Here is a 14,614-nt window from a genome sequence, read left to right as displayed (position 1 = left end):
TCATGATTTTAAAATCATAAGTTACTGAGTTGTTTTTTCGCTTGAGGTGTTGTTACTATTTAATTATCGAAAGATTTAGCAAGTAATATGCTACGGTGTGTTATTTTACAATTCATTTTGATATAGGAAGTGATAAAGAATGACAAAATCTTCTTGGGTTAAAAATGCATCACAATTGGCGACACTTGCTTTTGATAAGAAAGGACCTCGTACGAATAAGGCAATGTCTGAACTTGGTTTGATCGAAGACGGTAGTATGTGGATCGAAAATGGCATAATCCAAGCTGTTGGTACGACCGAAGATATTGAAAAGCAGTATGCGGATCGCCTGCAGGAAGCTGAAGTTATCGATGCATCGGGTCAACTAGTTACCCCGGGTTTAGTGGATCCTCACACACACGTTGTATTTGGAGGAATCCGTGCACTTGAGTTCGAAAAGCGTCTCGAAGGCACCTCTTACATGGAAATAATGAATGCTGGCGGCGGCATTCATGCTACTACACGTATGACAAGGGAATCAACAGAAGAGGAATTGATTGAGCAGACAACAAAACGTCTTAATTCCTTTCTCACTCATGGGGTAACGACAATAGAGAGTAAAAGTGGTTATGGCATGAATTTAGATACAGAACTAAAGCAGTTGCGGGTAATGAAAGAGTTACAACAAAAACACGTAATAGACATTGTCCCTACTTTTATGGGTGCTCATGCAGTTCCTAAAGAATACAGAGGACGTGAAGATGATTTCGTGGATTATGTTATAAATGAAATGCTTCCAATAGTAGCAGAAGAAAAATTGGCTGAATTTAACGACGTCTTTTGTGAAAAAGGAGTTTTTACGCCACAACAATCTGAACGAATATTAGAAGCGGGAAAGCGTTACAATTTAAAACCTAAAATTCACGCGGATGAAATCGAACCTTATGGAGGTGCAGAGCTAGCTGCAAAAACAGAAGCCGTATCCGCTGAACATTTATTAAAAGTTTCAGAAGAAGGAATTCGGGCATTGGCAAAGTCAGGGACTATTGCTTGTCTCCTGCCTGCTACAGCACTTTACTTGCGTGAAGAGGCGGCACCCGGTCGCCGAATGGTTGATGAAGGGGTTGCTGTGGCGATCTCTACCGATTGTAATCCTGGTTCATCACCTACTACCTCCATGCCACTTGTATTGAATTTGTCGTGTATTTCAATGAGACTCACACCAGCCGAGGCATTAACGGCCGCCACGTATAACGCAGCTTGTGCAATTAACAAAGAAGACTCCATAGGTTCACTTGAGACCGGAAAGTTAGCTGACTTTGTATTATGGGATGTGAAAAATTATCAAGAGCTGCAATATTTGTTTGGGGTGAATCATGTCAGGTCTGTTTGGAAAAAAGGAATGAAGGTGGTGAATTTAGGTGACTCAGCAGTGGCTGCAAACGCCGGAGTGGTCATGGAAAACTTCTAAAGATCAGAGACATTTCGTCCATCAATGGGTACAGAGACTTGGCGATAGCGGCAATACCCCAGATTTAATTTTATACGGAGCGCCTCTTTCTCGCTCATCCATTAGTGTATCGGGCGCATCCTTGTATCCATCGGAGTTCAGACAGATGTGGAAAAAGTTCACTACCTACAATTTGGATGAAGGTGTTGATTTATCTGCTTTTCGAGTTGCTGATGCGGGGGATGTAGCAATGCATACAACAGATATAGCTCTTTCTCATCAACGAATTCAAGATACAACGGCAAGTATTGTAACGAAATACCCGGATACGGTAACGTGTATGATTGGCGGTGATCATTCTATAACGGCATGCGCGGTAAGAGGAATCAAAGATGTCTACATGGATGAAACGATTGGAATTTTACAGCTTGATACTCATCTGGATGTGCGTGATCCGAAAGAGTTAGGCCCTGCAAACGGAACTCCAATTCGTCAATTAATCGACGGAAAAACCGTTCGAGGAGAAAACGTTACAAACATAGGGCTGCACGGTTATTTTAACGCAAAACCTTTGATAGACTATGCGGTAACACACAAGATAGAAATGATTACGCTGAAACAAGCTAGAAAACAAGGGCTTCTTCTTACGGTTCGAAAGGCACTGGAACGATTGGCTACTACAGTAGATCGGATTTATGTTACAGTCGACGTTGATGTACTGGATATTGCTTTTGCCCCAGGTGTGCCTGCTTCTACACCCGGCGGCATGACAACGATTGAGCTATTTGATACATTGTTGGAAATCGGCAAATATCCCATTCAGCATATTGACTTCGTTTGCTTGGATCCAAATAAAGATTCAGTAGTCCTCGAAACGGTCAAGGCTGGGGTCTATGCATGGCTAAATTTTATCACGGGACTCGTAATGCAGATGGATGGAAAAGAATAAGTATTGTAAAAAAGCCTGGCTTTGTGATTGCCAGGCTTTTTTAATATAAATAATTTCCGTTATAATTTTTAGAAATAATTTAATAGTCTAATTTGATGTTGACAAATAATCAAAAAACCATTTATTCTATAAATAAGGAATATATTTAGAATAATTCCTTAAAAAGATAAGGGAGGTAACTGGGTTAGATAACCGGATATAGGACGAAAACTATTAGCATGACCTTTCTAAAGCTCGTTTAGTTTAATAAAGTGATAGTTTACTAAATAAGGAAGATGTAGGGGGTTTAACTGAGATGAAGCCGTTAAAAGCATTAATGATGATCGTTACGTTAGGCATCATAATGGTAGTATTACCGTTACTTACAGGGTCGCACGTTACTGTTATTAATCTCCCGCTTAACATATTTGTTTTATGGATTCTATACTTGGGTGTTATCCCTATGGTGTGGTTTTTAGTGAAGAAAGTAAAAATGGAAGAATAATATACTAGTTTAGTTTTCATTAGTGTGAGTCGTACAAGATTAATCAAGATAATTTTCAGACGACTTTTAAATACTTTTTATAGGGTGGTTTACGAATGAATACTATTTTGTTAATAGTGATTATTTATTTAGCTGCAATGATTTTAATTGGATTCTTCTACAGAAAAAAAGCATCTCAAGACGGGGAGAGCTTTTTGGTTGCAAATAGAAGTATGGGACCCCGTCTTGGCGGAGGTGCATTAGCATCGACCTATGCTAGTACGTCAAGTTTCCTTGGTACTTTAGGGGCAATGTATGCTTTTGGGGTTGCCTTTGGATTGTGGCAAAATGCAGGAGTGATCATTGGCTTCACTTTAGCTACAGTATTTATTGCTCCAAAATTCAGAAATTACGGCTCTCTTAGTTTCTCCCAGTTTTTTGAAATGCGTTACAATAAAAAGGTTCGCTTTGTAAGCGCCATCGTTACTGTTGTAGCTATGTTTGTATATATAATGGCACAACTACAAGGAGGAGCGTATGCGATACAATATGTACTAGGAATAGATTACTGGGTTGGGGTTCTAGTAATTGGGGCTGTTTTTATATTGTACGTCGTATTGGGTGGGAGTCATTCTTCAATTATGGCAAGTTTTATTCAGTTTATAATGATGGCAGTAGCAATGATTACAGTGGCGATTGTTGTTATTAATGCGGAACCATGGGGAAGTACAACAACCCAAGCGCTTCAAAATCAACCATTGATGTTTGAACTTAAGGGAGAAAATGGACTGTTATATGCTATCAGTTGTTTTGTCATGATGACCTTGGGTGCTATGAGCGCCCCGTATGTTTATTTGATGTATATGTTTACAAAGTCAAATAAAGTGGCACAAACTACGTCTGCATTAGCCACCACTTATCTTAGTATATTTTATTTTGTGCTGTTATTAGTAGGTGTTTTCATTATCTCTAATTTTCCAAATTTGGAAAACCCAGATATGGGATACTTTCATACACTTGATCTACTACCAACGGTTATTGCAGGTATTTTTGTTGCAGCCGTTTTAGCAGCAGCTATGTCTTCGACAGATGCAATGCTGCTCAACGCTACTTCGGCTATCACTAATGACATATACAGCATTCTTGCAGGAAAGACATTACCCAATCATGTAGTAGTGTTTGTGAATCGGATTGTAGCAGTGGTAATTGGAGTGATTGCTATATTGGTAACTTTGAAGCCACCTGAATTAATTTTATTAGTAATGGCATTAGCACAATCGCTAATGATAGGGGCTTTTTTAGTTCCGTTGGTTTTAGGTTTGTGGTGGAAAAAAGCTACATCAAAGGGAGCCCTTGCGGGTATGATAGGTGGATTTGCAGTAGCGGTAATTGCTCAGTTCATACCATTGCCAACTCCTTTTATTGGAGGTCCCTTGGGAGCATTAACCTCATTAATTCTTGTGATAACGATTAGCAATAGAGAAAGAAAAAATATGGACATGAATTTAGAGGATAATCAAAGTTTAGCCAAGTCTCAATAAACTCAGTGATTTGCCACCGGTAATCAAATTATCAAGGGGTTTTTTCATACCGGAGCGTCCGGTGAGTGAACGAGCATAGATGAAAATATAGGGGAGAAGAATACTTTTAATGTGTCACTAACTTATATATAAATTAAGTTTTCATTGAATTTTTAGAAATGATTAAATAGTCTAATTTGGCATTGACAATGAAATAAGTAACAATTATTCTATAATAAAGGAATCATAAAAGATAAATTCCTTTATAGTTGAAGGGAGGAGCTTTTTTTGAGAACTGGATATATATATGACGAAAGTTACTTTTGGCATGATAATGGCAGCGGAACGCTTTATCTCTCATCAGGAGGATATCTAGAAAAAGATGAATTTATTGAATCACCAGCCACGAAGAAAAGAGTAAATAATTTACTGAAAAGATCAAGGTTTATGGATGAATTAATTAAGCTAGTACCTCGCCCTGCAACTCGTGAGGAAGTAGAATCGTGGCATACGCCCCAATACGTGGATAAAGTCAAGCAATTAAGCGACACGAATGGTGGAGATGCAGGTGATCACGCCATCGTAGGAAAAGGCTCCTATGAGATTGCACTACTGTCAGCAGGAGGGGCACTTACTAGCGTTGATGCAGTAATGGAAAATCAAGTAGATAATGTGTATGCGCTTACAAGACCACCCGGTCATCACGCAGAGGCAGATTTTGGGATGGGATTTTGTATTTTTAATAATGTTGCGATAGCAGCTAATTATGCTCGTAAAAAATATGGCTTAGAAAAAATAATGATTGTTGATTGGGACGTCCATCATGGAAATGGAACGGAAAAAGCTTTTTATAACGATCCTAATGTGTTATTTATCTCCATCCATCAACATCTAAGCTTTCCAGAAGACACAGGATTTGCTGAGGATGTTGGAAGCGGGAACGGCCAGGGTTACAATGTGAACATTCCACTTCCTCCAGGAACAGGGGATGCTGGATATTTGGAAGTATTTGACTCAATAATTGAACCGATTGCAAGTGAATTTCAACCAGAACTAATCATTGTATCCGCAGGACAGGATCCAAGTATGTTCGATCCGTTGGGAAGAATGTTGATGACAGCCGAGGGTTTTAGAAAAATGACCAATAAAATAAAAAGAATTGCAGAAACACAGTGTAACGGTAAGCTGGTTGTCTGTCATGAGGGCGGTTACAGTAATGGATACGTACCCTTCTGTACTTTACGAATTGTTGAAGCACTTAGTGAAAAACAAAGCGATGTGAAGGATCCATTCGCTTCGGGTGCTAATGGGTATCCTGATAAAGTTTATCCAAACCAACGACAAGTAATAAACGAGGTAATCGAAATACAATCTAAATATTGGAGCAGCTTTTTAAGTGAGGTTCAGTAAATAATGTCATAAGTAGAGTGGAAAAAAGGGATTGACTAATTTGTAACCAGCAGGAGGAGATGCAATTGGGGGAGAACAATAATACCAGCTCTATTGAAAATAAAAGTTACGAGTATATCCCACTAGAGGAAAGGGGAGGAAGCCCGCGTCAGTTCTTTTTCACCTGGTTCGCTGCTAATACGGTTTCGACAACGTTAGTAACTGGAGCATTGGCAATTATAGTTGGCTTGAATTTTTGGTGGGGGAGCTTGGCGCTTATATTAGGTAACAGTTTTGGTGCAGTAATAACATCACTGCATTCTGCACAAGGGCCGAAAATCGGAACCCCACAAATGGTTCAAAGCAGGGCACAATTTGGTTATTATGGCGTCGCGCTGCCAATGATAATAGCTTTTATAATGTATGTGGGTTATGGTTCAACTAATACAGTCTTAGTAGGGCAGGGTATCAATGAAACACTTGGTATTAATTTAAACGCAGTTATTATTATTGCTATGGTACCGATGGTGTTACTAGCCATTTATGGTCAAGGAATTATTGAAAGGTCTATGAAAATCTATACCATCTTCTATGCTGCTGTATTCCTTGTACTGAATATTATTGTAATCAGTCAATTGTCGATGGAAGTTTTAAATAAAGGAAGTTTTTCTTTCGGACAATTTTTATTAGTAATTTCACTTGGTATTACCTGGCAAATTACGTACGGTCCGTATGTATCTGATCATTCACGTTATATGCATCCGGATAATGCAAAGAGAACCTTTCTATATACGTATTTAGGAATCAATCTAAGTTCAACATGGTTAATGATTTTAGGTGCAGCGGTTGCGACAATGACGGTAAATGGAAATGTGATGGCTCAAATAAAGGATTTAGGTTCTAGTTTTGGATCCCTCATTGTTATACTGTTAGCGCTCGGCTTAATAGTCGTCAACTCATTAAACATCTATGGTGCTGGGATTATTGCCTTATCAATAGCTAGTAACTTTATTAAGTTTCAAACAACCATCAAACTTCGCGTCATCACTTCTGCAGTAATAGGTGCGCTGATTGTACTGTTCTCAACCGTTGGTGCAAATAATTTTATGAGTAATTTTCAAATTTATTTAGGGTTTATTTTATTCTTCATCATTCCATGGAGTGTCATTACGTTAACTGACTTTTATATTTTAAAGCATACTAATTATGATCCACGTGAACTGATGGAGAAAGATGGTATATTTGGAAAATTAAATAAAAGTACACTGATTATTTATTTGCTGACAGTAATGTGTCAGATCCCTTTTATTAATACGGAAATATATCAAGGCCCAGTCTCTAAGATGATAGGTGGCACGGATGTAGCTTGGCTGGTTGGTATTGTCATTGGTTTTAGTTTATATTTTGTATGGTCGAAAATAACAACGGATTCTCCTGCACTTAAAAAAGCAAGTAATATTGATTTTAGTTAGCTATGTAAGGAATACTTAAGGAACAAGTCTTTAAAATGTGATTGGGGGGAAATGCTTTTATGAGCAACCAACTAAAACGAAATATAGGATTGTGGGCAGGTGTTGCAACGGCTGTTGGTATTGTGGTCAGTTCGAGTGCGATGGTCTCATTAGGTGAAGGTTTTGGTATCGGGGGTCCTGGGTTCATAATAGCGGTAGTATTTGCTCTGTTGTTAAATATGTTTGTAGCATTCTCTTTTTCAGAACTTTCAGGGATCATCCCGCGTGCAGGTGGACTCAATCACTTTACTCTTCCTGCAATGGGACCACTTATTGGCATGATTGCCGTGATCAGCGGGTATGTGTTAGTGACTATTTTTGCAGGGAGTGCAGAAGCGGCGATTATTGGCTTTGTATTTACGGATGTGTTTTCCGTTGATATTAATCCAATGATTATCTCTATTCTTGCAGTCGCTTTTATTGGGATATCAAATCTGTTTGGTGTCAAAGTGTTCAGTACAGTCCAAGTGATACTGACGACTTTTTTGATTGCGTCAACAATCACTCTAGGTGTCATTGGGTTAACTGGGTTTGGTGCGGGAGAACCGATTTCTACCTCATTGGAGTTTAATCCAATGGGTTGGAGTGTATTAAGTTTAACCGCCCTGGCATTTTGGCTGTTTGTCGGGGTAGAGTTCGTAACCCCATTAGCTGAAGAAATTAAAAAGCCAAAGATTTATGTTCCGTTATCCATGATCTTGGGATTAGTTATCATTACTATAGCCCATTTGGTTTTTGGCTTTGCAGCTATTAAGCATGCTCCGTTGGACGATTTGGCTGGCTCTGGTTCCCCCCACGTTGTTGCAGCGCAGGCAATTTTGGGAGAGACTGGCTTTATCTGGATGGGGATTGTTACCGTGCTTGCTACTGCCAGTACTTTAAACACGCTTACAGGATCAATAGCTCGGATGCTGTATGACATGGGTAAAGAAGGTCAGATGCCAAAAACATTTGGAAAGTTAAATAAATGGGGAGCCCCCTCAGCAGCTATTCTGTTTTTATCGTTTCTGTTTGTATTTTTCCTACTCATTGGTTTCACGGACGGATCTTCTATCACTACGTTTATTTTAGCAGGAAGCCTATGTTGGATGATTGCGTATATTGTTGCTCACCTGAATGTTATATTTTTGCGGGTTAAATATCCTTCCGTACCTAGAAGCTTCAAATCACCACTTGGTTTGACTTTTCAGATCATTGGTATCGTAGGGTTGGTCTATATTATTTTCAATATTTCACCAGATCCTGAAATAACAAAAGACATCTATACGTACACCGTGATTTTCTTGGCGTTAACCGTGATTTATTCCGTATTGTGGGTGAAGTTTAAAATGAAAAACCCACTGTTTAAAGCGGTCCCATTAGAAGAACTGGTTGACAACTTAACGGATACTAAAGAAGAAAAAACGACCCAAGAAAGTAAAGATTTGACGGTATAAAAAATTGAAAGGTTAAAATAATTATTACATTGACAAGAGTTGTGCAATTACGTATATTGTAATTAAGGAATTATTCTTTAAGTAATCCTTAAGGGATGATTGTACATCAAAAACTAACTACAATGGAGGTCATTATTATGTCTGTTTCTACTAATGCCGGGTACATTGAAAAACTAAGTGAATTAGATAAAAAATATTACCTGCATCCTACTACTGTGCCGAGCGAATTTATTGAAAAGGGGCCGAAAATTGTTTTTAAAGAAGGGCACGGTGTACGTGTAACAGATATAAAAGGGGATACTTACATTGACGGTGTATCCATGCTATGGAATGTTAATCTGGGTCATGGCCAGAAGGAAATTGCTCAGGCTGCATACGACCAAATGGTAAAACTGGGTTACAGTTCCTCTTTCTACGGTTACTCAAATGAAAATGCTGTTCATTTGGCAGAAAAAGTAGTGAATATGGCACCTGGAGATTTAAGTGCTGTATTTTTTACATCAGGCGGTTCTGAGTCAAATGACACTGCTTTTAAACTAGCACGGCATTATTGGGATTTGAAAGGATATAAAAATAAGAAGAAAATTATTTCTATTAACCGCAGTTACCATGGTGCTACTATATCAGCTGGTTCCGCAACTGGAATTGAAGGTTTTCGTAACTTTGCCGGTTCTAAGGACAGCGCTATGCTGAAAGCAGAGTCACATCTGACAAACTGTGAATTAGGAGATAAAAGCGATCCAAATTACAACCAAAGTATACGGGGTCTTATTGAAAGCGAAGGCGCAGATACAATCGCAGCAGTCATCCTCGAACCAATTCAAGGGGCAGGCGGCGTTCATGTTTCACCAGACGGTTATTTGAAAGCGGTTAAAGACCTTTGTGAGGAACAAAACGTGCTGCTGATCGCAGATGAAGTTATCTGCGGGTTTGGCCGTACCGGTAAGATGTTTGGTGTTGATAATTGGGATGTTGTTCCAGATATGATGAGTGTTGCAAAAGGGATTACAAGCGGGTACGCGCAGCTTGGTGGTGTCCTATTGAGTAAAACCATTCGAGATCTCCTCGTTCAATCTGATAAAATTTTAGGACACGGCTTCACATACAGCGGACATCCGACAGCTTGTGCGATAGGTCTTAAAGCGATGGAAATTATTGAACGTGATAACATTCTTGATAACGTTAACACCATGGGAGAAGAACTTAAAAAAGGTTTCACTTATTTATCGGATAAGCATCCTCACGTAGCTAAAACAAGATCAGTTGGACTGCTTTCTGGATTTGATCTTCAAGAAGATAGAGACACCGACAAACCGTTTGACAATTCTATTAGAGCAGCTTCCATTGTTGTTGAAGAATGTTTTAAACGGAAACTTATTTTGAGGGCGGCAGACTTTGAAGAAGGCAAAAATATCGTTGCGGTAGCTCCACCACTTATTGTTAACAAAGAAGAGATTGACGAAATGATTAATATTATCGACACGGCACTCACTGAATTTGAAAAAACACTTAAGTAAAAGTAACTAGGGGGCTGAGAAATGGCTAATCAAACTCTCGAAATAAGCGATAAAATTACAAATTTTTTGAAGGAAACTAAAAAACTGTATATAAATGGTGAATTTTCAAAATCGGTCTCTGAGAAAACATTTGACACTCCTAATCCGGCTACTGGAGAAGTACTGGCCACAATCTATGAAGCCGGAGAAAAAGATGTTGATCAGGCAGTAAAGGCAGCAAAAGAAGCATTTGAAAATGGACCATGGTCGTCCATGAGTACAGCTGAAAGAGCTAAGCTTATGTTTAAGTTAGCGGATCTGATAGAAGACCATAAGGAGGAGCTGGCACAGTTAGATGCGCTAGATAACGGCAAGCCTATTAATGAATTGCGTGTTGCTGACTTACCCAATACAATTGAACAATTTCGTTATTTTGCAGGATGGGCAACGAAAAATATGGGGCAAACTATCCCCATATCTGATTCATATTTGAATTACACCCGTCACGAGCCCGTAGGTGTAGTAGGAGCAATTATCCCTTGGAATTTCCCTCTAATGATGATTGGTTGGAAACTAGCCCCAGCATTGGCTGCAGGGTGTACAGTTGTATTAAAACCTGCCGAGCAAACTTCACTATCCGCTCTCTATTTTGCTGAACTTGTTGAACAGGCTGGTTTTCCAAAAGGGGTTGTTAATATAGTGACCGGTTATGGTGAGGTCGCCGGTGCTGCGCTTGTAGATCACCCTGATGTAAACAAGATTTCCTTTACCGGATCTACTAACGTAGGAAAAAGAATTATGAAACAAGCTGCAGATACAATGAAACGATTAACTCTTGAACTGGGGGGTAAGTCTCCTAATATTGTACTTCCTGATGCAGATCTTTCAAAGACAATTCCTGGTGTGTTTGCGGGTATTATGACTAATCAAGGAGAAATTTGCAGTGCGGGATCACGAGTGTATGTACAAAAGGATCAATTTGATGAGGTTGTTTCCGGCCTCGTTACTTACGCAAAAAATGTAAAATTAGGAAACGGTTTAGATTCAGATACGGAAATGGGACCTCTCGTTTCTGAAGAGCAACAAGCGAGAGTATGGAGTTACATTGAAAAAGGTAAAGAAGAAGGAGCAACGGTGTTAGCTGGAGGAGCTAAAACCGATAAAGGTTTCTTTGTGGAACCAACTGTCTTTACTGATGTACAAGAGAACATGGCAATCGCTCAAGAAGAAATATTTGGCCCGGTAGTAGTAGTGATGCCTTACGAAACGGTAGATGAAGTAATTGAACGAGCTAATAACTCACCGTATGGGTTAGGTGCAGGGATCTGGACTGAGAATATCAGGGATGCACATAATGTGGCTAATAAGTTAAAGTCAGGGAGTGTGTGGATTAACTGTTACGATTTAGTCGACCCAGCCTCTCCATTTGGAGGTTTTAAACAATCTGGGTTTGGCAGAGATATGGGTTCATACGCCCTTGAAAACTACACAGAAGTGAAAAGTGTGTGGGTGAACTTAGAATAAAAGATTAATAATATTAAAAAAGACGAACCTTTTTCAGAGGTTCGTCTTTTTTAATGAATCCTAAATATTTTTCGTGGTCGTCCTTTTGAAGTTGGGAGCTCTTCCCCAATAATTTCTGCCAGTCCTTCTTTCATCAGGCCGGTCAAAATTCGCCGGGCATTTCGTTGGGTCATATTTAACCAAGTAGCAAGCTGTGCGGCTGTCACACTGTTTCCTTCTGTTTTATCTTGGACAGATAGAATTTTATTATAGGAGGCAACAGAGACGCCTGCCTTGCCTAGTTTATCCATCATCTCTTGGTCATCAGTACGAAAACTGAAAGAAATGGAGTCGGCTTTATCAAGGGGACCTTCAATACTGCCAAGTTCATCACCGATAAAAATACACGAGCGAGCATAATTTTCAGCATAATGAAGGGCTAAAGCAGCTTTGTTATTGGCAGACAGAGCTGTGTCTCCGTAACCAATCCCGATATAGACATTTAACTTTGTTAAGGAAGTTATTTGTCTGAGTAAAGTATGCCCCATCTCTCCAAATGTTTGGAAACTCTCTCTGGTGGAAAGAATCAGAAACTTGCCAACGTCTGCTAAGTGATATGTGCCAAAAATAGACTCGGAAAAGTTGAGAATCTGTTCCCTAATTTTTAAATTCAAACGGTACACATCATAGGAATTCTTCAAGTCAGACGTGTGGACTTCAAATTCTGCTAAATTGATATGCATGATCGCAATTTGAGACTGTTTAAACTGCTTTGCTTGAAAAGATAAATATGCTGTGTGGATGGTTTCATTAATAATTTGCTTGGAGGGCATTACCCTAAACACGGGTATTCGCTTTTCTTTTAACCGATCATAGACGGATTTAATGCTGGTCACACAGCTGTCAACCTGTCTTTTCCGATATAAACCTTCGTGAAAATCCACTATTTCAGCAGTTTCTCTCACTTTATCTGTTATCTCGTAAGAAAAGATTTGATCGGTTGCTAATCCCAAATCAAGGTATATATCGTTTAACACATCCATGCGTATGGTATCGAAGCTCACTCTTTCTAAGTTCATGTGATGAATATAAGACATTTTAATCATAGCTGCTTTTACACTTGAATGATCGATTGGCAAATAGAATAAAAGGCTGCTGTCGGTCGTTTCTTCTGCGCGGACATAGGGTACCACCCCCGTAAATACCCATACATCAACTAAATGGGAATTCTGCTTGATGATATTCGTTGTTTCCTCCACATTAACATAAGGAAGAGGAACGAAAGTAACTGGGTAAGGTGTATCTTTCATCATGTCGCAAACCCGTTGAACGGAATTTTTTGCTCCGACAATACCTGCTCGAATCTTCATCTGCTCTCTGACCTTTCCTCGTCTATGTTAATAAGATATACGTTTCGTGGCCTTCCTTTTGTTTCTGCTGGTATGGTGCCAGCAATGGAAGCAACCCCGGAGTCTGTTAGTTCCGAAAGTATTCTTCTGGCATTTCTTTCTGTCATTTGGAGCCATTTCGATACAGTCAGTGCTGTTATGCCGCTTTCATAAACGTTTATATATCTCTGTAAATATATCATTTTACGGAATGTTAAAAGCGGTACCCCGAGGTGTTTCAGCTTATTTAGGATGTGGTCTGGTACTTTTATATTTTCGAAATTGAGGTACTCTGGGTCCTGCAGAAGCTCTTCAGAATTATTTGATGCATCAAATGAATGGGCAGAGAAAAACCCATTATTTTGGCTCCGGGTCAAGGCAAGTCTTGCGCTTGTTTCAGCTTGATGGGCGGATTTTCCGTAACCAATGCCGATATTAGCAGGCAGATCAATTAAAAAGGCACATTTGGTTAATAATTCCTGTATCGCTTTGGTTTCTTCATTAATGGGACCACGCGTGGAAAAGATAAGGAACGTATCTGTTCCGACAGGTATAAAAGAACCTGAAATTTTTTCAGAGAATTCAATAATGAGTTCTTCTAATTTGATATTAAGCCGCTCGGTTGCATAGTTATTTTCCTGGTAATGAAGGTGCTCCAAATGTTTTTTTACTTTTATCAGAACGACGGCAATTTGTGAATCAATAGAATGGGCAAGGTTCCAATCTTGCAAGGCATCTTGAAGTCTGTCCCTAATATTAGTGCGTGTAGGTAGAATGCGGTAAGCAGGGATATCTTGCTTGATTAACTCGTCATATACAAAGCGCAAAGCAGTAATACAGATATCCACTTGGTCTTCCTCATACAACTTTTTATGAAAAATTAAATAGTCTTTCAATGGAATTTCCCCGGAATATTCTTTCACCATTACATCGCTAACAGGTAATCCTAAATTATCATATGTTTCTGCAACAGTGAGAGGATTTAAAAAGTCAATGCTAACACGTTCGATACTTTTGCCGTCGTTATAGCTTATGTTCATTAATGTTTGTAATAAACTGAAGTTATCTGCAGTTAAATAGTAAAAGGGCTGCTTTGAATCGCTTTTCTCTACAAATGGATAAAGCCCAGGACCTGATAGCACCCAGACATCCACTCGGTCCATATTTTCATTTATAAGAGAAGTGGCTTCGCTTGGCTGATGGTAGGGAAAGGGAACAGCGGTTATCTTCTGTTCAAATTCACGATCTATTAATGTCCGTATGGATAGAACCATATCGCTCGGACCTAAAATACCAGCTCTCATATATAAAACCTCGTTTACAGATTAATTAAGAAAACAAGTAACAGCAGATACAATACTTATGATGTCAAGTATACGGGAAGATGATAGAGCGAGTAAAGCATTCACCTGCAGGTACAGCAATAAAGTGAAAAGATAGAGATGAATATGTTTAAAAAATCTTGCTATTTGAATAGTGAATGTTTATAATAATTATTAAGGAATATATCCATAATTAATCCTTAATTGA

The 14,614-nt window shown here is 39.1% G+C and carries 11 protein-coding genes; 9 read left to right on the top strand and 2 right to left on the bottom strand.

Annotation, left to right across the window (positions count from 1 at the left end):
- Positions 1-139 precede the first annotated feature (139 nt).
- The 9 genes from hutI (at position 140) to LOR49_RS07920 (ending at position 11,717) form a co-directional block, all read left to right on the top strand.
- Positions 140-1,450: an imidazolonepropionase gene (gene hutI, locus LOR49_RS07960; protein WP_240375880.1), complete on the top strand. Its 1,311-nt coding sequence runs from the start codon at positions 140-142 to the stop codon at positions 1,448-1,450.
- Positions 1,401-2,378: an agmatinase family protein gene (locus LOR49_RS07955; RefSeq protein ID WP_240375878.1), complete on the top strand. Its 978-nt coding sequence runs from the start codon at positions 1,401-1,403 to the stop codon at positions 2,376-2,378. The genes hutI and LOR49_RS07955 overlap by 50 nt, the downstream gene beginning before the upstream one ends.
- A 295-nt stretch (positions 2,379-2,673) precedes the next feature.
- The gene (locus tag LOR49_RS07950) at positions 2,674-2,862 is read left to right on the top strand and encodes a hypothetical protein (protein ID WP_240375876.1); all 189 of its coding nucleotides are present in this window, start codon (positions 2,674-2,676) and stop codon (positions 2,860-2,862) included.
- A 95-nt stretch (positions 2,863-2,957) separates the two neighbouring features.
- Positions 2,958-4,382, top strand: coding sequence for a sodium:solute symporter family protein (locus tag LOR49_RS07945; RefSeq protein WP_240375875.1), 1,425 nt, complete (start codon positions 2,958-2,960; stop codon positions 4,380-4,382).
- 267 nt (positions 4,383-4,649) lie between these two features.
- Complete coding sequence (locus tag LOR49_RS07940; protein ID WP_240375874.1) at positions 4,650-5,771, top strand: class II histone deacetylase; 1,122 nt, start codon at positions 4,650-4,652, stop codon at positions 5,769-5,771.
- Positions 5,772-5,836: 65 nt separating this feature from the next.
- Positions 5,837-7,222 carry a purine-cytosine permease family protein gene (locus LOR49_RS07935; protein WP_240375873.1) on the top strand — a complete coding sequence of 462 codons (1,386 nt, stop codon included), beginning with the start codon at positions 5,837-5,839 and terminating at the stop codon, positions 7,220-7,222.
- Positions 7,223-7,281: 59 nt separating this feature from the next.
- Positions 7,282-8,697, top strand: a complete 1,416-nt coding sequence (locus LOR49_RS07930) for an APC family permease (protein WP_240375872.1) — start codon at positions 7,282-7,284, stop codon at positions 8,695-8,697.
- A 137-nt stretch (positions 8,698-8,834) separates the two neighbouring features.
- Positions 8,835-10,214, top strand: a complete 1,380-nt coding sequence (locus LOR49_RS07925; protein ID WP_240375871.1) for an aminotransferase family protein — start codon at positions 8,835-8,837, stop codon at positions 10,212-10,214.
- 21 nt (positions 10,215-10,235) lie between these two features.
- On the top strand, positions 10,236-11,717 hold the full coding sequence (locus tag LOR49_RS07920; protein WP_240375870.1) for an aldehyde dehydrogenase family protein: 1,482 nt from the start codon (positions 10,236-10,238) through the stop codon (positions 11,715-11,717).
- A 50-nt stretch (positions 11,718-11,767) separates the two neighbouring features.
- On the opposite strand, the gene LOR49_RS07915 is transcribed toward LOR49_RS07920, so the two are convergent.
- Both LOR49_RS07915 and LOR49_RS07910 read right to left on the bottom strand, forming a co-directional pair.
- Positions 11,768-13,009 carry a helix-turn-helix domain-containing protein gene (locus LOR49_RS07915; protein ID WP_240375869.1) on the bottom strand — a complete coding sequence of 414 codons (1,242 nt, stop codon included), beginning with the start codon at positions 13,007-13,009 and terminating at the stop codon, positions 11,768-11,770.
- A gap of 53 nt (positions 13,010-13,062) precedes the next feature.
- Entirely contained in the window at positions 13,063-14,388 is a 1,326-nt protein-coding gene (locus LOR49_RS07910; RefSeq protein ID WP_240375867.1) for a hypothetical protein, read from the bottom strand.
- Positions 14,389-14,614 lie beyond the last annotated feature (226 nt).

The organism is Bacillus piscicola (genome assembly GCF_022458745.1).
Taxonomy (GTDB): Bacteria; Bacillota; Bacilli; order Bacillales; family Marinococcaceae; genus Alteribacillus_A; species Alteribacillus_A piscicola.
Note: the sequence above shows the minus strand (reverse complement) of the source record. Positions and strands in the feature narration are given on the sequence as shown.